Raw genomic sequence first — 23344 nt, 5'->3', positions numbered from 1 at the left:
TGGGTTTGATATAAATATCAAACCGCCCTACACATATTTGGTTTGTCGAAACAATGTTCAGTTTTCAAAGGTCTACCTTGCCAACGGCTTACTCGCCGTGACAACTTTTAAAGTATAGCATGTCGTCAAAATCCTGTCAACAACTTTATTATTAAATTGAATATATATTCAATCGCCTAATGCCGTTATTATTTGTCTTTTCCTATTTGACAACATAAATCATTGTAACAGTCGCATTTGTCTCCGTCAAGCACTAATTTAAAGTTGTATTCCTATTCATCAACTTTATGTTTATACATGCCGAATCATTTCGCGACAACAGATAACATCTTATCAAGATAATTAGACCCGGTCAAGCATTTTTTCAAAAATAAAAAGGCGACCTCGCTATGAGGACGCCTTCTCACTGTCTAATCGTTGTAGTGCCTCATGCTTCCAGCTGGGTAGCCGATCCGCAATTGGTTTGAACCCAATCTTAATTCGGTGATTAGTCCAATAGTGTCGATGTTGATGCTCACTCAACTCGGTGGCTGTCTCAACATGTTCCAAGCACCTTAAAGAAAGACTGATCTTGCCAGTAAATTCATCAATATCCAGCACCACGACATTAACCTCTTGGTTAACCTTCAAGTAATCATGGATATCCTTAACGTAGCCATAGTGGCATTCAGAGATATGAATGAGCCCCTGTTGGTGATCTCCCAGGCTCACAAACGCCCCATAGGGTTGAATCCCCGTGATCTGACCACTCACCCGTTGACCAATCTTAAAGTCCATTCATATCACCTCCTTCGATTAACGACTCTAGTCTTCTACTGTAACCTTATCCATCGTGACTGCTTCGGCAGGTTGGTCACTAGCATCGGTCTTGACCTTAGCAATCGCATCAACGACATCCATGCCGTCAATAACTTGACCGAATACGGTGTGACGGAAGTCTAACCAAGGTGTCCCACCATTCTTATAAGCATCAACGATTTCATCAGGGAAACCGGCATCATGCATTTGGTCATGCATTTGGTCAGTCATATCCGTGTCCTGGACAATAAAGAACTGACTCCCATTAGTGTTAGGACCCGCATTGGCCATGGATAAGGCCCCACGCAAGTTATAAAGTTCCTTTGAGAATTCATCCTCAAATGGTTGACCCCAGATGCTTTCGCCACCCATACCGGTTCCAGTAGGATCGCCACCTTGAATCATAAAGTTAGGGATTACCCGATGAAAGGTCAATCCATCATAGTAACCAGCCTTTGCATGGGTTACAAAGTTTTCAACCGTTTTGGGTGCTTGCTCTGGAAAGAGCTGCAGTTGAATGACTCCCATGGACGTTTCAATCTTAACCTTTGGTCCTTGGGCGTTAGCCAAATCAATTTGTGGAAACTCTGTCATAATTATCCTCCATATCTATTCATAGCAGTATTCTGTTTATCTATTATCACCGCCCTGCCCTAAAAATGCAACCGAGACCCCCAGTGGTATACTAATCCCATAAATTAAGGAGTGACCAAATCATGACAAAACCAACTACTGCACTGCGTCAACGAACCATCGATCTCTTGAATAGTCGTGGGGTTGAGCTGACAGATATCGCTGACCTGGTGCTATTTCTTCAAAAGGACTACATTGCTGATCTCACCACGGAACTCGCCCTATCCAGCGTGCATACGGTTCTCAGCAAACGTGAGGTACAAAACGCCGTCATTACCGGCATTCAATTGGACCTCGCCGCCGAGGCAAATCAGCTGCTCGAACCCCTTCAAACCATTGTCGAACGAGACGAAGGCCTCTATGGTGTTGATGAGACCATGGCCCTATCGATTGTCGATATCTATGGGTCCATTGGTTTCACTAACTATGGCTACATCGACCGGGTGAAACCCGGCATCCTTAAGAAACTCAATGCTCACGAGCCAGGAATCATTCATACCTTTCTAGACGACCTCGTCGGCGCCATCGCGGCTGCGGCAGCTGCGCGTCTGGCCCATGGCGACGAAGGTGAAGAGGATTCACCGTTCCAATAACCTCATTATCATTTTATTAAGTTTGCTCGGATTCCCTGAACTTAGCGCCGAAACCCACTATAATGTGGGTTATTCAAATCATGTTTTAAGGAGTAGCTAAATTGGGATATTTAATCGATTTTGTTTTACACATCGACAGTCACTTGGTCAGTATCGTCAATACCTTCGGTGGCTCAACCTATCTAATCTTATTCGCCATTGTCTTTGTCGAAACCGGCGCAGTCATTCTGCCGTTTCTTCCAGGGGATTCACTATTGTTTGCCGCAGCTGCATTGGCTGCCAATCCTGCCTATGGCCTCAACATTTGGCTCTTTAGTGGCCTGTTCCTAGTTGCTGCCATCGGCGGGGATTCACTCAATTTCTACTTGGGGCAGCGGGCCGGAGCCGCCCTATCCAATCACTCACTGTTCGGCCGGCTGATTAATAAGGATAAGCTGGCACAATCGGAGGCCTTCTTCCATAAGCATGGCCCACTCGCCATCTTCTTAGGTCGGTTCATGCCAATCATCCGGACGTTCGTGCCATTTACGGCGGCCGGTTCGCAATTTCCTTACCGGCGGTTCATCAAGTACAACGCCAGCGCGGCTCTCACTTGGGTCTTTATCTGTTGTGGTGGGGGTTACTTCTTCGGGAACATTCCATTCGTGAAGGCCCATTTCTCTGCGGTCGTTCTCGGAATTATCGTCATTTCATTGATTCCTGCCGTAGTGGGTTGGCTTCGTGGCCTACGCAAGCCCGCACCCATTTCGCCTAAGGTTCCAGACGACGAATAATCAAAAACCACTCACCAATGACGGTGAGTGGTTTTTTTATACCCGTTTAATCTGCCGACGGGCGAACCAATACAGGCCCCCTACGCCAATTTCAAATAAGAGAAAGGCCAGCAGAAAGCAGTGTAGAAAGAAGGTATCCGGCAAGACCGTAATAATCGGGTCTAGTCGTGGATCAAACAACCAGTCATTATTACGAAACAGGACCTTGTGAAAGGTAATGAAGAACTGGTCGAAATTGACCGCCATCATGACCCCCAATAATACCGGAACCACCGCCGCTACCTGCATGGGCCGCAATAGTCGCCAATGCTCGGCACGCTGTCGTACCTGGCGGAGATACCACCATGCTGGGCCAACGCTCAATAGTAAGACCACGTTGTTAACCAGAAATAACCGCTTCACATCTGCGAAGTGAATCATCCCCGTATACGATGTGGGAAAATTGGTCATCTTCAGATCGGTTACCCAAGGTAACTCCAGATAGGCCAACATCTGATGATAATTATGCATAATCATTCCCACCGACATATTGACCGATCGCGGCACATTTAGCCAAGTCAAGTCCAACCGATACAGCCAAAAGGCATTAATGGTTAGGAAAATGGCAAGCGTGACGATGGCCAAAATGAGGCCCGTCAGGCCGCCCCAACGTTGTGCTCTATTCAATCGGCCCCGCCTCCAAATCCCAATGATCCAGATCGTCAATTTCATAGGTTGGTGGCGTCGTCACCTGAGCAATCTGGTCCGGAGTGGATACGCCGGTATAGACTAACAGCGTATCAACATGAGCATGAATTCCGGCCAGGATATCCGTTCGATAGTTATCACCAACCATGATTGCCCGATCGGCTGGGACCTGCATTTGCGCCAAAACATTCTCAATCAAGATGGGTTCCGGCTTGCCCACAAAGATGGGGTCTGTCTGTGTTGCATAGCGAACCAGATCAACCAACGCACCCGCTCCTGGCATCAGTCCACGAGACTTCGGAATATTGGAATCCGAATTAGTCCCAATAAACGTTGACCCCGAACGAATCGCTAGGATGGCCTTGGCAAACTTCTCGTAGGTCACATCGCTATCCAGACCAACCACCACGTAATGTGGATGCTCTTCATCGGTCACGAATCCCTTCTGCGCGAGCGCCTGTCGCAGGCCAATTTCACCAATAACATAGACTGTTCGCTCGCCGGTGGCCCCGGCCATTTTGTCTAGGTAGTCCGCCGTTGCGAGACCCGCCGTATAAACATTCTCAGGCGTCACATGAATATCGTGATTGTCGGCCAAGTTAGCCACGACATCCGCGGGTAACTTCGTCGTATTGTTCGTCACAAACTTAAATGGCGTACCCTTGGCCTGCAAGCGTTCAATGAACGCCTTCGCCTTAGGATACCGTTTAGACCCGGCATACACCGTGCCATCCAAATCAATCAGATATGCTTGATAGTCTTTCACGCGTCTGTCTCCCTACTTCTCTTGTTTTTGGCGAATCGTAAAGTGCCGCCGTCCCTGACCACCCGTAGCAACCGTCACGGTCTTGCTAGGCTTTGGCTCCGGCTTAGTCGTTGCACGACGAGCTTCCTTAAAGGGGTGGCTTTGATTCTTATTTTTCGACTTAGTTGGATTTTTGCTTTGCGGCCTAGTCGTGTTCTGTGGCTTGGAAGACGTCTTCGCTGCTCCCTGAGCTTGGTTCTGAGTTTGGGTCTGTGATTGACCCTGCCCACTGCGATGACGTGGTCGCCGCGAACGCCGCCGACGAGCCGGTTTGTTTCCAGCTTGCCCAGACTTTTCGGGGGTCGCCACTTCCGCTGCCACCGTTTGTGAGTTGTTGCCCGCCTCGGTGGCGTGATTGCCGCCACTATTCCGGCGTCGTGAACGAGAGCGCTTAGGCTTCGGCGCCGTCTTGACGTCTAGGTTGTGCAAAATAAAGTAGGCACACCCAAAGTTACAGGATTCATACAGGTAGTCCTGCACGGCATCAATCTGGTTTTGCTTGGCCCCGGCGCGGTCCTCCGCGTAAAAACCCTTTAGTCGTAACTGTTCAAAGCCCCAGTCACCGACCAGGTAATCAAATTTACTCAAAATCGTACTAAATCGTTGGGAAAATTCGGCAAAGTCGAAACCGTCGCGAACATTCGTCACAAGTTCGTAGGGATGGCCGTTAATATTGATGTGGGTTTCATCCACTCGGACAATCTCAGCAGCTGGTTCGCGTGTTTCCTTCTGTTCGGCAACCAGTGCTTCTAAGTCTTTACGATCCACTTTCATCTTCCTCTCTGTTACCAGTATTCAAGGGGTAATGTTGGGCTAAATAGCCTTCAAAGACCTCTCGTAAAAGTTTTGGATATAATATGTCATTTTCGCCCTTAATTGAAATCGTTGGGAAAAAGGGAATGAATAGATAATGGTCAACCACGGCAATCGTATACTTCCGCGTTTTCACCAGTGGTTCCCCTTGCCAGGTGACCGTTTGCGTCACTGCATCGTAGGCAATCCCTAAGTAATTCAGCTCACCAAAAATCTTCCCACGAAATCCCATCCCCTTCTGAGGAAAGAATCTTAGAAAGAGTCGGGCCAACTCAAACTCCCGTACGAGGCGCCACAGGTTTTCACCATCAAGCGTCACTCTCATCACATGCATGCCATGTGGTAACAAGGTTAATAATTGTTCCTCATTAACCGGCCCCGCCGGCAAGTCATGCAAGAACAGTCCCGCATTCAACACAGCGGCCTGAGTTCCTGCCGCCGCTGCGATAGCCTGCATGCCTAATTGTACCAGTTCCGGGTGCCCACTGGGGTTAGCAATTAACCGGTGTGGCAACCGAGCAAACTCACGACCTTCTAAGATTTTTTCACCACGGTCCGTCAGGCTATTAATTTCGGTCTGATCGGCAGGCACACTGGCCAACTCACTTGTGGCCACGACCCCTGCTGCTTGTCCGACCAATCGGTGACGATCATCCAGGGTTAGACTAATTTTGCCAATATACTGACCATACTTGCCAGCGGCCGCCAGTAGGCATTGCTTCACCCGTTCACCATGCCGAAGCAAATGATGGGTATGACTGCCAATGATGACGTCTAACTCCGGAAAGGTCTTTGCCAACTGACGGTCCACGTCGAGGCCCAGGTGCGAGAGCAAGACACAGATGTCTGCCTGTGCCCGGTAGCGTGCCAGCAGACGACGCAACGCCGCCTGTGCCGCAAGCGGTTGCCACCCAGCCAGGGGATAAGTTAATTGATAGGGGGCCGTTAACCCCAGGACCAGAACCTTTGCCCCATCCCTAGTGGTCAGTAGACGATGATCAATAGCCCAATCAGGCTGAAGATGCTGGTCGGCCGTCAATAGATTGCCCAGAATAACAGGAAAATTTGCCTGATCATACAGGTGATTCAGCTGGCTTCGTGTGAAACCCAGCCCCTCATTATTGCCGATGGTCACGCCGTCATAACTAATTTGATTCATCAGTTGGACGTTGCCTTGTCCCGCCGTTGCCTCGCTAAAGGGCTGCGACCGATCCACGTGGTCGCCAAGATCGAAGGTGAACACCGATTCGCCGTTAGCCAACGCCGACTGTCTCGTCGCCGTCAGATATCGCCGAATACGTGGCCAATTTTCAAAATGTGAATGCAAATCATTCGTATGCAAAATGGTCAAACGTTCCATGGTGCCCTCCCTTAGCATGATTTTAATCCTACGGCATCCCCGCCGCGTGGTCAAGCCTATTGCCGGTCCTTGAACTCCGCAAATTTGCCATCAATCATTTGTTCGATCTCGGCCGCCGAAAACGGCGTGCCAAACGGTAACTTTTCAGCCAAATATTTTTGTTCCGGCGTATCAACGCCGACATTGATGTTTTCCTTAACGGGAACCGCGTAATGATGAATATGACCATGTAAGTTAATGATTTGCTTGACGATTCCCATCATCATTGGATAATGCGTCAAATAATATTGGCGGTGATCATACTTGATCAATGCCCCCACGTCGTGAAAGGCATACTTTTCCTGGCCATGGTCAATGGGATTGTTGGCGGCCAAATACTTAAACAAGGACCGACTGTCGTGATTGCCCTTAATCAGTTCCAAGTGACCATTCAGTTGGGAAAGGACATCGCCAACGGCCTCATTTGATTTGCTAGCCGGATGGGTAAAGTAAAGCGCAATATCACCGAGATGATAGACCGTATCGGTCGGTTCAACACGAGCGTTCCAGCTATCGATAATCCGCTGGTTCATCTCCTCAACAGAATCAAATGGTCGCGGTGCAAAGTCGCTCATCCCTAAGAGGTCCTTATGAAAAAAATGGGTATCTGAAGTGAAGTAATTCATCTTTAAGCTCCTTAAATAACATCTAGTGGGGTCGCATGTTGCGGTTCAGGAAAGTCCTGGTCCAGTAGGGCCAGATCGGCCGGTGTTAGCACCAGGTTGGTCGCGTCCAAGTTAGCCTGCATATGACTCACTGAACTCGTTTGGGGGATTGCCAGCGTCTGTCCATCACGAATCGCCCACGCCAGCATCACTTGATAGATTGAAGCCTGATGTCGCTGGGCCACAGTTTGAAGGGCTTCGCTACGACTAATATGTTGCCCGCGTGAATCCCCTTGGGCAATGGGTGAGTACGCGATTAAGGGTAACTGATGCGTGCGCTGCCAAGGAAGTACCGCATAATCCAGTCCCCGACTCCCTAAATGATAGAGATCCTCGTTGGCCGCGGCATTGACCCCCTGCGGTAACTGCCAAAGTTCTTGAAGATCGGCCAGATCAAAGTTCGAAATGCCCCAGGCCTTGGTCAGGCCTTCGTCTTGAAGGCTCTGCAACGTTGCGACCGTTTCAGCCAGCGGGACATTTCCACGCCAATGATAGAGGTAAAGATCGACATAATCGGTGCGCAACCGTTGTAGGCTAGCGGTCAAGCTTGCGCGCATACGCAACCGAGAAGCGTTTTCTGGAAGCACCTTTGATATCAGAAATAATGACGCCCGATCATAGGGCTGCCAGGCCTCACCCACGAGGCTCTCGGACCGCCCCGATCCGTACATCTCGGCGGTGTCAATGACTCGAGCGCCTGCCTCAATGCCGGCGCGGATGGCGGCAATCTCGCCAGCCCGTTGCTGGGCGACGTCGCCCATGTGCCAGGTACCAATGCCAATCGCCGGTACTGTTCGACCGGCCAGCGTTATTTTTTTCATCGCGTTGCGCCCCTTTCACTCGTAATTATATGGTAGCACTTCTATTGAATTTCCACACCAATCTAAACAAAAGGAGCGATCCCATCAGGACCGCCCCTCACTCATCAACCACTTATTCTTGTGGATCTTCTGCTTTTTCTTCTTGTTCCTCTTCAACTTGCCGATTGCGAATCCGCTTGCCAATGGTCAACGCCGCAAGCCAAACAACCGATCCACCTAACGCGATTAACGTATCAGTCTTGAAGACCAGGATGACACCAACCATGCCCAAGAAGGCTAAGATGATGTAATCGGTCCAAGGGAACCAAGGCATGGTGAACCCATGACCCGGTTCACCGGTTGCTTGTAATTTCCGACGGTACTTGATGTGTGCCAAAACAATTGATCCCCAAATGAATAGGAAACACGTCGTCGCCACACTAGAGACAAATGAGAATACGTGGCCGGGCATGAAGAAATTCATGAACGCCCCTATCGCAATGATAGCTGTCGAGAACCGAATCCCATGAACAGGAACTTGCTTGTCAGATAACGTTGCCATCCGTTTGGCAAATTTAGACTTGCCTTCGGTATTCAACGAGAACATCATCCGACCAGTCGTAAACAGCGCACTGTTACATGCGGACGCCGCAGCCGTCAAGACAACGAAGTTAATCACTGCAGCGGCGGACGTGATCCCCACGTTCTTAAACACTTGAACGAAGGGACTTTCGGATGGCGAAACCGCCGTCCAAGGGTAGATACACATGATGGTCAACAATGACCCCAAGTAAAACAAGATAACCCGCATTGGAATTTCGTTGATGGCCTTAGGAATAACCTTCTTAGGATCGGCCGTTTCAGAAGCGGTCATCCCAACCATTTCGATCCCAACGAAACTAAAGATAACCATTTGGAAGGACAGGAAGAATCCCTTCGCCCCATTGGCAAAGAATCCGTCGCTGACCAGGTTGGTCACACTCGCGTGCCCAGCGGGTGTTGGGAAATGAACGGCCACCATGTAGGCGCCGGCAAGAATCAAGGCAATGATTGCCACCACTTTGATAATGGCAAACCAGAATTCCGTTTCACCAAAGGCACTAACCGTAATTGAATTAATCGTTAACAATATTCCGAGAATAACGAGCGCCGTAACCCCCTGTGGAATATGGGGGAACCAGAACTGCATGTATTGTCCGGCGGCGGTAACTTCAGCCATCGCGATGGTGACCCATGCGCCCCAGTACGTCCAACCGGCCACAAATCCCCAGGTCTCACCGAGGTATTGGCGGATGAAGTCCACATATGAATGAACCCCTAAGTCAGAAAGAAGTAATTCTCCTAACGCCCGCATGAGTAAGAAACACACAATCCCGGCGATTAAATAGGCAATTAAAATCGATGGGCCAGCTTGGTGGATGGTTTGGCCCGCTCCTAAGAACAGCCCGGTACCAATCGTTCCGCCTAGCGCAATCAATTGGACGTGACGACTCTTCAGTCCTCGCGAGAACTCCTGATTTTGGTTCGATTGATTTTCCTTCACCTTAATCACTCCTTGTTGAAATATATTATACACGCATCTACCCACATTACCAATCCAAATGAGACTTGATCGCGAACAAAGTTAATCCAAAACCCTAGCCTGACGCGATCCTTATCGTTGATTATGAGATTGATGAGAATATTTCACCTTTCACGACCCCCCTCAAACATTGCGGGGGAGCATGAAAAATCAAGGCCATCTAGCAAAAAACGGCAGAGACCCAGAGGGAATCCCCCCAAGTCTCTGCCGTTACCGGTCGCTATTTACGAAGCCGTTCAATATCACGAACAATCATTAATTCTTCATCCGTTGGGATCAAGAATGTCTTGATCTTAGCGTCATCGGTACTCAAGTCACGTTCAACACCACGAACATTGTTCTTGTCGGGGTCGATGGCTAAGCCAAAGTAGCTCAAACGGTCAACCACCCGTTGACGAATCCAAGAATCGTTTTCGCCAATTCCGGCGGTGAAGACGATCGCATCGGCGCCACCCAATTCAGCTAGGTAGCTCCCAACGTACCGAACAACCCGGTTCACAAACATATCCAAGGCGAGTTTGGCCCGTGGATTTTCGTCTTGAACGCTTTCCAAGTCCCGCATGTCCCCAGACACACCGGAAACACCCATCAAACCAGACTTCTTATTTAAGATATTAATCATGTCTTCTGGGTCGGTAATATTGAGCTTTTCCATTAAAAAGGCCACTAAGGAAGCATCAATATCCCCAGAACGCGTTGCCATTTCAATTCCGGCCAATGGTGTGAAGCCCATTGAAGTATCGTAAGACTTACCATCTTTAATGGCGGTAATTGAGGCACCGGCACCCAAATGCAGCGTAACCAACTTCAATTCAGACAATGGTTTGCCCAACAGTTCGGCGGCCCGGTTAGCGACGTAGCGATGACTAGTTCCGTGGGCCCCATACTTTCGAGCGCCAAACTTTTCGTAATATTCATAAGGAATCGCGTACATGTAGTTAACCTTTGGCATCGTTGTGTGGAACGACGTATCAAAGACGGCCACACTCAGGACACCTGGCAAAATCTTCTTGAAAGCGCGGATACCTAGGGCAGCGGCCGGATTATGCAACGGTGCATATTCGGCCAGGTCTTCAATCTTCTTCAAGACATCATCATCAATGATGGCCGAGTCTTTAAATTCTTGCCCACCGGCAACGATTCGGTGACCAACACCAGTGATTTCATTGAAGTCATCAATGATATGCAGATCAGTTAAGGCTGCCAGCATGAGTTGGATGGCCTTTTCATGATCTGGCACTTCATCCGTTGCTTCATACTTTTGGCCATCGCCATATTTCACTTCTACTTGAGAGTGACCCATACCGATCCGGTCGACAGCTCCTTCAGCCAAAACCTTTTCTTCTGGCATTTGGAATAACTTAAACTTTAAAGTGGAGCTTCCGGCGTTAACTGCTAATGATTTTCCCATGTGGTTTTCTCCTTTTACTTTTGATCGTCGAGTAGGTTGGCTTCTTCCCACTGGACAATCTCCGCAACAAATTTTTGGAATGCTGATTGATTCTTAAATGATGGGAACTCGCCCAACATAACCTGTTCAACCTGCTTAGCGTGCTCGCCTGGTTTCTGAAGAATCAGAATGGCTTTTTGAGCATTAGCGTTCGCAAAGATCTCGCTTGGTAGGTTGAGCAATCCTTGTAGGTAGGCATGTCCTGGTAGCCATTTGAGCAATGACTTGGCTTCCTCGGTTTGGAACAACTGCGATGGAACCAAGAATACCCCAATACCACCTGGCTTCAATTGATTGACAGCCTGTTCAAGCAACAAGTGGTGGACAAAGGAATGGCCATCCTTGGCGCTAGTCGCAAAGTTCTTGGCATTTTCATCAATTGGATAATACCCAATTGGTAAATCCGCCACGATCAGGTCACTGGCAGGAACCAGCAACTGTTCCAAGGCATCCTGATGGATTAATTCCACCGGCACTTGTTGCAGTTCACTAGAGGTCTGTGCCAAGGCCAACATCGTATCATCATTATCGACACCATAGGCCTTTATCTTACCAGCAACGACTTCTGACAATTGTGATAACACAGCAGTTAACAAGTTCCCTGTCCCTACCGTCAGGTCTAGGATAGTTAGCTCTTTTTTATTCTTCTCTAAGCGGGTGACCAAGTACCCCATGATGTAGGCAATGGTATCCGGCGTTAATTGATGGTTCGCTTGAATTTCATCAACGCGAATAGCCTTTAACAAGACTAATTGTACGGACCGACGAATGGTCGGGGCATCAAGCCCGCGCCAGTCGACAGTGGCATAAAGCTTTGTCAGCTTAGCCGCTGTCGCCTCATCCGGTTGTCCATCCTCCACCTGAACTTGACCATTCAGGAGATTGTCGCCTGTCTCTATGAAGGCATCCAGGTAGGATGTCTGTAAGACAGACTGTAACGTTGTGGTTGATTCATCGAGCACCTTAAAGAACGCTTCTGTTTGTTCTTGTGACAGGTGTCTTCGCCTCCTTAAGAAAACCTCAAATTCGATTGTATCCGCTATCTATACTACCGATTATTGGCGGGTTATTCAAGCAATCCAGCTAGAGAATCCCGATTCGTCTTCAGTTAGGGACGACGATCCTGCCTGGGTTGAGCTCGTTTTAAATGCTCATGATTGAGCAGCTTCGTTGACTGATCATACCGCCGAATGAGTTCACGGCTCGTCACCCTTTGAGCCGCCTGACTAGTCAGAATAAAACTGATGAAGAGCATCATCATCCCCATGAAAACTAACGCCCAAAGTGTGATGAAGCCATGACGCCTCGTAAGTCTAAGATTGTTTGTTCCCATGGCAAGCCCTCCTGCTTCAGTCGCATGACCACGAGTCCCTTCGTCTTCATGGGCCGCCAATGAACAGCGACCACATGGTTTAACAACGGATAATAACCCTGTCCCTGAGCATTGGTCAGCCGTAAGACTAACTTGGAATCGACCGCGACTCGCAGACAGTCCCCATGTTGAGCCTGATCACGAATGACCAGGCTATCCCCTTCTACGGCGGCAAACCGAAACTGGCCCGATCGTTCAAGCACCTGCACAACTTGATACCAAGCCAATCGATCGTGTTGAAACGGTTGCGTTAACTGCCGGCCCGTTCCCATCGTCAGAACAACGATTCCCGCCGTAATTGCCAGTGCCAACAAACTCTCAACTAAGGTGAAGCCGCGCCTAATAGTCACGATTGCCTCGCGGCCCAGGCCAGAAGTGCCTGATCGTGGCGCCTTCGGGCTCGGTGAACTTGTTCTATTCGAAACTGCTCATTGCGTTGCGCCGTTCGGACTAACTCCGCCGTCGTGAATAGACTCAGACTAACCAGACTCAGTGCCACCAATGCATCCGGTAGCAGCCAGCCGTGACATTTTTTAACTAACATAAAAGAGTCCACCCCCTAATTGAAACGATTGCTTCCACCGATGGCCACTGGCCGAACTCACCCACCACAGGGTCTGACTCTGCCCGCCTCCGGATGGATAAATAACCAGTAGCGGACGTCCATGACTTAGTTTCAATGTTTCAGGAATACTTAACCGTTCGAGGCCTTGCCCCTCCCTGGTCTCCAACACAATCCGCCGATGGACTGAGTCAATGCGCACTTGTAACGGCTCACCCTTGGCAAGGGCACGTTCACAACCACTGGTCCACAACCGTTGCCAGGCTGGCCAGAAGGCGCGTTCCGCGACTTGTGGCTGCCTAGGTCCCCAGACAACCGTCATTCTTAAAAGACTAATCGTGATGATTAAGACAAGTGTGGTCTCAATCAGGGTAAATCCCCGGTTATTTTTCCTGATCATGTGCCCGGTCACCTTGAATGGTAATCCCTTCCTGCTGTGCCTGCTTCACCTGCTGTTCGGAGAGATAACCCGTCTTTTGCAAGCTACTGAGATCCGGATGACCATGGGGGTACTCATCCAGATACGCCGTGACCTGTCCCTGAACAACGGTTACCATGGCGTGGCGGTGAATTTCTTGGGCCCGTTTTCGCTGACCATTCAAATTCGGCAAGACGATCAGCACTAATAAGGAAATAATAAATAAGACAATCGTCATTTCAATTAACGTAAATCCCTGTCGCTTAGCCACGATAACCCTCCTGAAGATTCTGGTACATCGGCAATAACAGGCTTAAATAGGCCCCGACAATGAGCAATGCCACTAAGCCTAACAAAATCGGTTGGACCACGCCCAATACTCGTTCACATTCCCGCGTCAACGTTTGATATTGCAAGCGACTAAACGTCACGAGTTCCCTTTCTAGCTGAGCGACCGAATTTCCCTTGGTTAAAAAGACCAACAATTGTCTGGGTACGCAGTGCCGCCGGTCAATCCATGACGTCGGCGAAAACCCCTGATTCAGATCACTGGTTAATTGTTCGGCCAACTGGGCGAGAACGGATTGTTCCGGCAGTGTTTTTAGGCTGCTTAGCATTTGCTTAATACTCAGACCACTGGCGACCAATTGCGCAAGATTTGCCGTGAGATAGTACGCATAATACGTTCTAACCACCCCGCCCAAAAAGGGCCACCTAATTAGCCAATTAAGCCGCTGAAGAGTCGTTTGGCTTCGCCAGTACTGACCGACTAGCCACCCTCCAATCAAAGCTCCCCCGATGATTCCCAGCCACAGATACCAATTAGTCGGGGTCGAAGACTTTCCACCCACTATTCCGACTTGAAGCTGGGGCAAGATACCAATCTGAAGCGTCAGGAATAGCCCACCCATGAACACTAAAAGCATCACTGGATACGTCAACAATTGACGAAGCCGTTGCCGTTGTCCCGCAACCATCCTTAAGACTTCGGCCGCCTGGATGAGTGCCTCACTGAAATTGCCATAGGTCGTGGCCAGGACGAGTTGAAAATAGATATTTGGTCGCAGATAGGGCCTTAATCCCGTCACCAAGGGTATCCCAGCCAGTAATGACCGTTCAAGCTCTGCTAGACCAGATAATGACTGCTCGTTAGTCAGTTGCATAAACTGCAAAGCCTGCCGTAGGGAAAAGCCACTCTGCAGCTGTTCTCCCAACAATCGACAAAAGTAGGCCTGCTGCGCTATTGTCCATCTAGCCGTGCCAAAACTTTTTGGTCGTTTCCGCCGAGATTTGCCCAACCTTCTCTGCTCTTCCAAGGGCCTGTCGCCATCCTTCCGTCATGACCGTTGTTCCCGCAAACAATTGTTGCTCACTCAAAATATCCATTAAAACACCAATCTCATCATTGACCATGGGAATCAGCCGCTGATAACACGCGGCCGTTAGAACCTGTTGAAGTTGTTCGCCGGTCACGCCCAATGCCAATAATCGAGCGATCGTGCCACCAGCGCTGCGGGCATGAACAGTACTCAAGACCAGATGACCACTCAATGCGGCATTAATCGCTGCGCTGGCGGTCTCTGCATCACGAATCTCCCCCAAGATCAGGACATCCGGTCGCTGCCGGAGGGCGACCTTGATTAGGGCCGAATAGGTCATTCCCGCGGCCGGATTAACTTGTAGCTGCGTGAAAAGGTCCTCTCTGATTTCAACCGGATCCTCGATCGATAACACGACGGCGGCCACATTCAGTTGCCGAGCCAAACGGTACATCGTCGTGGTTTTACCAGACCCCGTAGGCCCAGCAAACAAAAACAACCCCCGGCGTTGAACTAAGCGTTTCAATTCGGCGGACTGCTCAGGCCGCAGGTAATGACTGACCGTTGTCGTTCGATCAAAGATTAATCGAATCACCAAGGTTTCCGAACCGGCGTAATCCCCCACGGCCGACAAGCGACATTCGACTGTTTGGCTTCCCATCTGCCAATCTAAGGCGCCGACTTGAGGCCGTCGCCGTTCGCTAACTGCCATATTCGCCTGAAACTTTAGATAGGTTAGGACTTGCTCACCGATCGTCGGCGAAATCTCCCGCCACAACGACACGGTGTTGACCTGGCGCAGTTGAATCCAGACCATGTCGCCGTGCCGACCAATATAGATGTCACTGACATGCTGCCGAATCGCCGCTTCAAACAACTCCCTCACTAGCACCTCAACCACGTCCATCCCCCCTGTCGTTAGAGCTAACTCCGTCATCGCCGGCCATTTTTTTGTAAAAAAAAAGGAAAACCCGCAGGTTTTCCTTTTTACAAATTACTATTCAACACTATCAGGTAAGACAGCTGCTTCGTAAATATCAGAAACATCGTCGTTGTTTTCAAGTTCTTCAATCAAACCTTGGTATTGTGGTGCTTTGTTTTCAGGTACTTCGGTTGTGTTTTGAGGGAACATCCGAACTTCGGCAGTGTCCAATGAGTAGCCCTTATCTTGTAATGCATCACGCACGGCCACTTCACTTGAAGGGTCCGTGTAGATTTTGAATTCGTCATCCGTGGTTTCCATGTCGTCCGCCCCGGCGTCTAATGCATCCATCAACATCGTATCTTCATCCGTGTCTAAGCCATCACGTAAGATAACAATGAAGCCCTTACGATCAAACATGTATGAGACGGAACCTGCTGCACCAAGAGCGCCACCGTGGTGCGTGAAGGCAGAACGAACAGCGGCAGCCGTCCGGTTCTTGTTATCCGTTAAGGCAGCAACCATGATCGCTGTCCCGGCAGGACCGTAGCCTTCGTAGGTGATTTCTTCGAACTTGGCGCCACCAAGACCAGAGGCCTTATCTAAAGCCCGCTTGATGTTGTCCTTAGGCATGTTAGCTGCCCGCGCCTTGTCCATTTCCAAACGAAGTTGAGGGTTACCGTCGGGATCAGGACCACCTGCTTTTGCAGCTTGGTACAAATCACGTGAGATTTTTTGGAAAATTTTTCCACGTTTTGCATCCTGAGCATTTTTCCGGCCCTGGATGTTATGCCATTTAGAATGTCCTGACATCGTAACTCCTCTTTTCTAAAATTTTATAGATATCCGTATAAAACAGACACCGTATATATTAGCACTTAGTGAGCATTCTATCAATCAGATAGTGCGCAATTCACCTTTTTCATAAAAATGTATATAATTCAGTCGACCCACGCCCAATTATAAGGTTATGCCACCGAATATCCGTATAATTTATGCATAAAAGTCGAATTTAAAAATTAAATCTTGCATAAATAAACAATCATCGTTATACTGGAAACATCAATTAAAGTAGAGGAGCCATTATATGAAAAAGAGAGTGATTTTATTCTTCGCTTTGTTGTTGTCACTCGTTACCGGCATGACGGCCGTCACCAGTACCACTGCCCACGCCGCAACGGACAACTCACTGACGAAGGTTGAGAAGAAGGGCACGTTAGTCATGGGGACTTCCCCGGACTACCCACCTTATGAATTCCAGGCAACCGTCCATGGCAAGAGCCAAGTGGTTGGGATGGACGTTGCCGTTGGTAAGAAGATTGCCAAGGACCTAGGCGTCAAGCTCGTGGTTAAGTCCATGTCATTTGATTCCTTATTAGTTGCCCTACAAACGGGTAAGGTTGACATGGTCATCTCAGGGATGAACCCAACCCCCGCTCGGAAGAAGAGTGTTGACTTCTCCCATACCTACTACCAAGGTGGGTACAGCATCGTCATCAACAAGAACGACAAGGGTATTTATAAGGATAAGGATTCATTCGTTGGTAAGACCATTGGTGCGCAAACCGGTTCAACCATGTACAACGAATCCAAGAAGCAGACCAGTGGCACCACGGTCAAGGGTATGACGTCCGTTTCCGACCTCATCCTGGCCTTGCAGAGTCATAAGATTCAAGGAGTTGCGATGGAAAAGCCTTCCGCACAAGCTTACGTGGCCAATAACAAGGAACTGGCCGCTATTCCAAGTAATTTCGACTTAAGTGCCTCCGACACCAGTGCCTCCGTCGCCTTCGCTAAGGGCTCAACGGCGCTGGTCACCAAGGCCAACAAGTCCGTCGACCAAATCAAGAAGCAAAACCTGGTCAATAAGACCTACCTGCCTGAAGCCGGGAAATACTTAAAGACCAACACCGTTAACACGAGCATGTGGCACTACTGGAAGGCCTTCCTGACTGGGATTAAGTACACCTTAATCATCACGGTCTGCTCCGTCTTCTTCGGGTTTATCCTAGGTGTCATCCTCGCCCTCGCCCGGATGGGTGGCGGCGGCGTCTTACGGACGGGCCTACGGTGGTTAGCAACGGCCTACGTCGAGTTCATTCGGGGCACGCCAATGATGGTCCAAGTCATGTTCGTCTACTTTGGCTTAGGACTCATCGTTAACCTGCCGGCCCTCACCTCTGGGATTATCGCCATTTCGTTGAACTCTGGGGCCTACGTGGCCGAATACATTCGGGGTGGGATTAACTCCGTTGATTCCGGTCAAACGGAAGCTGCCCGGAGCCTAGGCATGTCCGGTGGTGCCACAATGCGTTACGTGGTCTTGCCACAGGCATTGAAGAACATCTGGCCTTCATTAGGCAACGAATTTATTACTTTAATTAAGGATAGTTCCATTGTTTCCATCATCGGGGTTTCCGAACTGATCTTCCAAAGCAACATTGTTCGGTCCGACACCTACCGTGGGGTGGCCCCTATCGCCGTCATCATGGTCTTATACTTCATCTTGACCTTTACGGCCTCACGGATTCTAAATTACTTCGAAAGGAGAATGCAACATGACTAAACCGATTATTGAGGTTAAGAACCTCGCCAAGAGCTTTGGCAAGAACGATGTCTTGAAGGACATCACGGAACAAGTTAACCCCGGTCAAGTCATCGTCGTCATTGGTCCTTCCGGTGGTGGTAAGAGTACCTTCTTACGGTGCTTAAACCTCCTTGAAACGCCTACCAGTGGTGAAGTCGACTTCGACGGTCAGAACCTAACGACCCTGGATACCAAGAAGGTCAACGAATTACGGGAAGAAATGGGGATGGTCTTCCAAGGCTTCAACCTCTTCCCGAACATGACGGTCCTGGAAAACATCAAGTTAGCCCCCATGAAGGTTAAACACCTGGATGACGCGGCCGCGACTAAGTTAGCCCACGAACTGTTGACCCAAGTTAACCTGGATGACCATGCGGATGCCTTCCCAAGTAGCCTCTCGGGTGGTCAAGCCCAACGGGTCGCCATCGCCCGGGCCTTGGCAATGAACCCTAAAGTCATGCTGTTTGATGAACCAACCTCTGCCCTTGACCCCGAGATGGTCGGTGAAGTTCTCAGCGTTATGCAAGAGCTTGCCAATCAAGGCATGACGATGGTCGTCGTCACCCACGAAATGGGCTTTGCCAAGTCCGTGGCCGATAAGGTTTGGTTCATGGCCGATGGTTACATTCAAGAAAACAACACGCCTGAAGAGTTCTTCAGCAATCCCCAAACGGATCGGGCTAAGGACTTCCTCTCAAAGATTTTGATGTAAGACAATCACACTCTCTCAAAGCCCAATCACGTCGACGCCGTCGGCTTGGTTGAGCTTTTTTGTGTCGGCGAGAATCCCCACCTTATCGCTGATTGTCTCTTCGGATCAAACAAAAAAATGGGCGACAACCTCTGAAAGGTTGTCGCCCAGCGACCGTTTTGGCCTCATTCACTTGTTTACCGAATAACGGTCACGTAACGACTGTTGGCGGTCACATAACCACCCTTAACCTTATAACGTAAGGTATCACCCTTGCCAAAGTTGTCAGCATTGGAATAGATCCAACCGGACACCTTCAAGACCTGGCCCCGCCGATAATGACCGTTTTTCTTGGTCAAATTGCCGGTGCCGTAACGGTTAATCCCGCGTTGAACCCGGATTGATTTCACTTGTTTCTGCTTACCAGCCTTGACCAACTGCTTGTTGGCGGTGATATACCGCCCACTGCTTAGGACATAGCGCGTGGTTAAATTATGCGAAACAATCTTCTTAACCTTTAAGACCTGGCCCTGCTTGTAATGGGTTGCTTTCCCTTTAAGGGATTTCTTACTGTAAGCATTGATACCCTTCGGATTAATCACCGTGACCTGGCTGTGCTTAGCCCCATAGTAGACCGGTGCCGTGTAAGCCGCATTGGCCGTCACATAACCAGTCTTCCCGGCCGTTTTACTATGATGATTGACGTCCTTAACCTTGTAACGGTCGGCACCATGCTTAGAGGTTGCATACCCGGTAACCACAAACATTGGCCGGTTAATCCGCGACTTCTTTTGGTACCACTGCGTCCGAGCCTTTTTGGTAAATGTGGCCTGCTTATAGAGGCCAATCTTCTTGGTTGCGTAGATCACGGTTCCCTTGGGGGCGACCGTCGCACCGGCGGACCCACTCTTGACATCGGGTTCATAGACGTAGGTCACGGTTTGTTTAGCACTGGTAAACTGCCCCTTGGCGTTGGCTGGTGTCTTAGTCAGCTTGTAGCCATCAATTGTTGCTGCGGTCGCCTGATAGTCGGCCCCTAGCTTACCGGTGAGGGTCTTGTCGGCGGCCAGTTGCTTGCCTTTAGCGTCCACGTAATGAACCGTGACCGGTTGACTGACAGCCGGTGTTGGCTTCTCGGTGTCCGGTGGTGTCACCACGGCTTCAAACCAAGAGCTAAACGTCTTGAAGCCGGTCAGGAACGCCCCATCCACCCGGTAAGAACCATCGGGCTGAAGCGTCAGGTAATCCGACATTGGTTGATTCAATCGTTGCCGAACCTTCTGTGCCGTCGCATCTGGATCGATCTCAAGTAGTTTGTCTTTAGGATAATCATTGAGAAAACCACCACTAACGATACCTTGCTGGAAAGCCGTCATCGTCGCCTTGAAGTTGTCGTCATTCATAGTGAAAATTTGGTCCATTTGGGCCACCTGATCCTCACCATCCTGCACGAGTAGCATGCGCGACCGTAGGTTCTTTTCGTAGCTTGCCTTCAACTCATCACGGGAAATGGATCCTGCCAGATATTTACCGATTTCGCTAATTAACCAGGCCTGACTGTACGCATTGGACTCCTGGGCCTGCAGATAACCCTCGATGGTCTCGCCGGCGTCGAGTTCGCCACTCTCTTGCATTTGCCGATATTCGTATTCAGCAAACGTTTCTCCCGGCTTAATGGATACATCAATCATCATTTGAGCATAGTCGTCCAAAGCATCCTGCGCTCCAGCAACACTTGGGTACATATCGGCCAGGCTCTGTAAATAGCCCGCTTCCTTGACCTGAGCGGCCGTCAGGGTATCTGGCCACTTAGGGAACCAGTAGACCTTCACATCGCCATCCTTGCCACTCATCAACGTGTACGGCATCTCTACCGCCTTGATCGAATACGTTTGTTCCGACTGGGCCGTCTTCCCTTGAGTCGTGGACACTGCCGAGCTAGTCGTATCGGCATTGGCAACGACTGGGCTAACGAGCCCGCCTAACAACAACAGCGTCATGCCTGAAATTGTCAGTCTTTTAACTGTGTGGTTCATTTAGCTCACCCCGTTTACTTTTATCATCCTTATCTAGTAGCAGTATATCATACAATGGTTGATATTTGGTATCTAGATTTTGATATAAAGGCCGGTATAGAGCACTTGAAGGAGGCAAAGCCCATCGTTAATTCAGCTAACATTTACCCGGACAGAGTCACTAAACCGTGGTAATCAAGTGATTAACGACTACAACAATGAGCCACCACTAATCATTTTAATTACTATTTACGAACCACCAAAATAAAAAAAAGATCCGACCGCAGCCGAATCTTTTTTTATATTATTTAACTGTCCGTACAAAGTGCTGGTTGGCGGTAATATAACCTCCGCTAACCTTGTAACGTAAGGAATCGCCCTTGCTGAAGTTGTTAGCGTTCGAGTAAGCCCAACCCTTAACCTTGAGCGTGGTCCCAGCCGAGTAATGCCGGTTACGCTTGGTTAGATTGGCCGTTTGGTAGCGATTAACGCCGCGCTTGATACGTACTTGCTTAGCCATGGTCTTCTTACCAGCCTGAACGAGTTGTTTGTTGGCGGTAATGTAGCGACCGTTGCTCAAGACGAACCGGGTCGTCAGACGGCTAGACACAATCTTCTTAACCTTCAAGACTTGCCCCTGCTTGTAATGAGCCTTCTTGTTCTTCAAGGTCTTCTTGCTGTAGGCATTAATCCCGTTGGGATTGATGACCGTAATCTTGCTTTGCTTGCCTTGGTAGTAGACCGGCACCGTGTAGTTGGCATTGGCAGTTACATAGCCCGTCTTCCCCGCAGTCTTGCTGTGGTGGTTGACGTCCTTAACCTTGTAACGACCCGCGCCGTTCTTGGCAGAGGCATAACCGGTGACCACAAACATTGGCCGGTTAGTCCGGGCCTTCTGGTGGTACAACTGCTTACGCGTCTTCTTAGTAAAGTCGGCCTTCTTGTAGAGACCGATCGTCTTTGTGGCGTAAACGACGCTGCCCTTAGGGGCAATCGTGGCCCCCGCAGAACCCGTTTGGATTTGTGGGGTGTAGGTAAAGGTCACGGACTGCTTCGAACTGGTAAACTTCCCAGTCGCGTTGTCCGGCGTCTTGGTTAACTTGTAACCATCGACGTCTGCCGCATCGGCCTTGTAGTCATCGCCCAACTTACCGGTCAGCGTCTTGTCAGCGGCAATCGTATTGCCATCGTTGTCGACGTAATGAACGGTAACGGGTTGGCTAGTGGCTGGTGTAGGTGTTGGATCAGTGGTCTCAGCATCCGGACCAATTTTAAGAATTGTTATGCCACCGCTAAAGACACCATCCGCCTGAACAGTACCATCGCTCAGTGTCTTCATATAGGTCATAACCGGTTGATTTTGTGCTTTCAATGATGCCTTCAAAGTTCCCGGTATATTGATTTGTTTAAGCTGGTCATTAGACACATTATTTAAACCGGCCTGGGTCTTAGCGGTAGGCAGCATAGCCTTTACATCGTTCTTAAACGTTACTCCATCAGTTTTTGCTGGATCGTATAGGTTCTCGTTAATCTTAATAACCTCAGTTTGAACCATGTCATTCGTACCACTAAAGAGCGGCTTAACCTCGTTCTCAAACGCATCGAATACCTCTTGTTGCGTCGCTTCACCGTCTTGGTATTTGGTGAACCATTTGAGATTAAACCCGAGTATCACGTTCGCTGAAGCAGTGTATAAGGCATAATCTGACCTGCTAAAGCTTGCCTGTCCCTCTTCCGGCAGCTGATCGTAGCCTTGATCTATAAGCCCTTCACCACCGCTATAACTTTTATCGGATAGTCCACTTAAACTATTCAAAATGTCTTTCAATTTCCGTCTGGTAAACGCATTTGTCCTATAGACATCACTGTTATCTTCCGGATATGAAGCAAACATTTCATTCTGATAGTCTGTATCCAGGAGCTGGCTGGTTTTAACCGTCTGTGGGAGCTTTGAAAACCAAGGATACTGCTGACTGCCGTCATTGGTAATCACTGTCGTATATGGTAATTCAAATTGGCCAATCTTGAACGTTTCATTATCAGTACTAGTCGTTTTGGTTGTCGCAACAGTGGCTGAGCTAGTCGTATCAGCACTGGCAACACTTGGGGTTACGATACCACCTAGTAATAGTAACGTTAACCCGGAAACTGTCACTCTCTGTAAAGTTTTATTCATTTCAAACACCCCATTTACTTTTGGCTTCCTCATTTAATGCTACTATAGCATATCTCGCGGTGGAATCATAGGACAAATCAAGCAATATCAGTCTTTTAGGACCTTTAATGAGAAATTGATCACGCATTTACTCAGCAAATAAGCCTTTGCACATTACATGCAAGCTGGATATATGTGTGAAGCTTTCGGCTCGCATTATTTTATTATGGCAGATTGCAAGAAATAACTTGAACAAATTTAGTAACGCAGATCACGCAAAAAGATCTCAATCGGTGTTCGCCAAT

23 protein-coding genes are annotated in these 23344 nt (G+C 49.1%); 4 read left to right on the top strand and 19 right to left on the bottom strand.

Annotation, left to right across the window (positions count from 1 at the left end):
* Positions 1-387: 387 nt before the first annotated feature.
* Entirely contained in the window at positions 388-777 is a 390-nt protein-coding gene (locus EKM96_RS09835; protein WP_125643174.1) for a CvfD/Ygs/GSP13 family RNA-binding post-transcriptional regulator, read from the bottom strand.
* Between the two features lie 27 nt (positions 778-804).
* The gene (locus tag EKM96_RS09830; RefSeq protein WP_125643171.1) at positions 805-1392 is read right to left on the bottom strand and encodes a peptidylprolyl isomerase; all 588 of its coding nucleotides are present in this window, start codon (positions 1390-1392) and stop codon (positions 805-807) included.
* 122 nt (positions 1393-1514) lie between these two features.
* Between EKM96_RS09830 and EKM96_RS09825 the strand changes: the two genes are divergently transcribed.
* Positions 1515-2024, top strand: coding sequence for a phosphatidylglycerophosphatase A family protein (locus EKM96_RS09825; RefSeq protein WP_125643168.1), 510 nt, complete (start codon positions 1515-1517; stop codon positions 2022-2024).
* A 101-nt stretch (positions 2025-2125) separates the two neighbouring features.
* The gene (locus EKM96_RS09820) at positions 2126-2797 is read left to right on the top strand and encodes a VTT domain-containing protein (RefSeq protein ID WP_125643165.1); all 672 of its coding nucleotides are present in this window, start codon (positions 2126-2128) and stop codon (positions 2795-2797) included.
* A gap of 36 nt (positions 2798-2833) precedes the next feature.
* Here the strand turns inward: EKM96_RS09820 and EKM96_RS09815 are convergent, their stop codons facing one another.
* From EKM96_RS09815 to EKM96_RS09740, 15 genes are all read right to left on the bottom strand, one after another.
* A complete protein-coding gene (locus EKM96_RS09815; protein ID WP_125643162.1) occupies positions 2834-3463 on the bottom strand; it encodes a TIGR01906 family membrane protein in 630 nt (209 codons plus the stop codon).
* The gene (locus EKM96_RS09810) at positions 3456-4250 is read right to left on the bottom strand and encodes a TIGR01457 family HAD-type hydrolase (protein ID WP_125643159.1); all 795 of its coding nucleotides are present in this window, start codon (positions 4248-4250) and stop codon (positions 3456-3458) included. The genes EKM96_RS09815 and EKM96_RS09810 overlap by 8 nt, the downstream gene beginning before the upstream one ends.
* A 12-nt stretch (positions 4251-4262) precedes the next feature.
* A complete protein-coding gene (locus tag EKM96_RS09805; RefSeq protein WP_125643156.1) occupies positions 4263-5063 on the bottom strand; it encodes a YutD family protein in 801 nt (266 codons plus the stop codon).
* A complete protein-coding gene (locus tag EKM96_RS09800) occupies positions 5047-6462 on the bottom strand; it encodes a bifunctional metallophosphatase/5'-nucleotidase (RefSeq protein ID WP_125643153.1) in 1416 nt (471 codons plus the stop codon). Before EKM96_RS09800 ends, EKM96_RS09805 begins: the two co-directional genes overlap by 17 nt.
* 56 nt (positions 6463-6518) lie before the next feature.
* Entirely contained in the window at positions 6519-7127 is a 609-nt protein-coding gene (locus tag EKM96_RS09795; protein WP_125643150.1) for a metallophosphoesterase, read from the bottom strand.
* 11 nt (positions 7128-7138) lie between these two features.
* The gene (locus EKM96_RS09790) at positions 7139-7987 is read right to left on the bottom strand and encodes an aldo/keto reductase (protein ID WP_125643147.1); all 849 of its coding nucleotides are present in this window, start codon (positions 7985-7987) and stop codon (positions 7139-7141) included.
* A gap of 112 nt (positions 7988-8099) precedes the next feature.
* On the bottom strand, positions 8100-9509 hold the full coding sequence (locus EKM96_RS09785) for an amino acid permease (RefSeq protein WP_125643143.1): 1410 nt from the start codon (positions 9507-9509) through the stop codon (positions 8100-8102).
* Between the two features lie 259 nt (positions 9510-9768).
* Positions 9769-10959, bottom strand: coding sequence for an acetate/propionate family kinase (locus EKM96_RS09780; protein ID WP_125643140.1), 1191 nt, complete (start codon positions 10957-10959; stop codon positions 9769-9771).
* A gap of 14 nt (positions 10960-10973) precedes the next feature.
* Positions 10974-11993 (bottom strand): class I SAM-dependent methyltransferase, encoded by a 1020-nt coding sequence (locus tag EKM96_RS09775; protein ID WP_125643137.1) that lies wholly within the window; start codon positions 11991-11993, stop codon positions 10974-10976.
* Positions 11994-12270: 277 nt separating this feature from the next.
* A complete protein-coding gene (locus EKM96_RS09770) occupies positions 12271-12720 on the bottom strand; it encodes a prepilin-type N-terminal cleavage/methylation domain-containing protein (RefSeq protein WP_125643134.1) in 450 nt (149 codons plus the stop codon).
* A 183-nt stretch (positions 12721-12903) separates the two neighbouring features.
* Positions 12904-13332: a type II secretion system protein gene (locus tag EKM96_RS09760; protein WP_125643128.1), complete on the bottom strand. Its 429-nt coding sequence runs from the start codon at positions 13330-13332 to the stop codon at positions 12904-12906.
* Complete coding sequence (comGC, locus tag EKM96_RS09755; RefSeq protein WP_191987359.1) at positions 13316-13621, bottom strand: competence type IV pilus major pilin ComGC; 306 nt, start codon at positions 13619-13621, stop codon at positions 13316-13318. Before comGC ends, EKM96_RS09760 begins: the two co-directional genes overlap by 17 nt.
* Complete coding sequence (locus tag EKM96_RS09750) at positions 13614-14564, bottom strand: type II secretion system F family protein (RefSeq protein ID WP_225417759.1); 951 nt, start codon at positions 14562-14564, stop codon at positions 13614-13616. The genes comGC and EKM96_RS09750 overlap by 8 nt, the downstream gene beginning before the upstream one ends.
* A 37-nt stretch (positions 14565-14601) precedes the next feature.
* Complete coding sequence (gene comGA / locus EKM96_RS09745) at positions 14602-15576, bottom strand: competence type IV pilus ATPase ComGA (protein WP_382336257.1); 975 nt, start codon at positions 15574-15576, stop codon at positions 14602-14604.
* Between the two features lie 90 nt (positions 15577-15666).
* Positions 15667-16404, bottom strand: coding sequence for a YebC/PmpR family DNA-binding transcriptional regulator (locus EKM96_RS09740; protein ID WP_061776746.1), 738 nt, complete (start codon positions 16402-16404; stop codon positions 15667-15669).
* 274 nt (positions 16405-16678) lie between these two features.
* On the opposite strand from EKM96_RS09740, the gene EKM96_RS09735 reads away from it, so the two are divergent.
* Together EKM96_RS09735 and EKM96_RS09730 are read left to right on the top strand one after the other, a co-directional pair.
* Positions 16679-18157, top strand: coding sequence for an ABC transporter substrate-binding protein/permease (locus EKM96_RS09735; RefSeq protein WP_125643122.1), 1479 nt, complete (start codon positions 16679-16681; stop codon positions 18155-18157).
* Positions 18150-18890, top strand: coding sequence for an amino acid ABC transporter ATP-binding protein (locus EKM96_RS09730; RefSeq protein ID WP_125643119.1), 741 nt, complete (start codon positions 18150-18152; stop codon positions 18888-18890). Before EKM96_RS09735 ends, EKM96_RS09730 begins: the two co-directional genes overlap by 8 nt.
* Before the next feature lie 176 nt (positions 18891-19066).
* Here the strand turns inward: EKM96_RS09730 and EKM96_RS09725 are convergent, their stop codons facing one another.
* A complete protein-coding gene (locus tag EKM96_RS09725) occupies positions 19067-20905 on the bottom strand; it encodes a DUF5776 domain-containing protein (protein WP_125643116.1) in 1839 nt (612 codons plus the stop codon).
* Positions 20906-21188: 283 nt separating this feature from the next.
* A complete protein-coding gene (locus EKM96_RS09720) occupies positions 21189-23060 on the bottom strand; it encodes a DUF5776 domain-containing protein (RefSeq protein ID WP_164511023.1) in 1872 nt (623 codons plus the stop codon).
* Positions 23061-23344: the final 284 nt, after the last annotated feature.

This window comes from Levilactobacillus tangyuanensis, assembly GCF_003946545.1.
In the GTDB taxonomy this organism is placed as follows: Bacteria; Bacillota; Bacilli; order Lactobacillales; family Lactobacillaceae; genus Levilactobacillus; species Levilactobacillus tangyuanensis.
The sequence above is the reverse complement of the archived record's forward strand: the minus strand, read 5'-3'. Positions and strand labels throughout refer to the sequence as shown.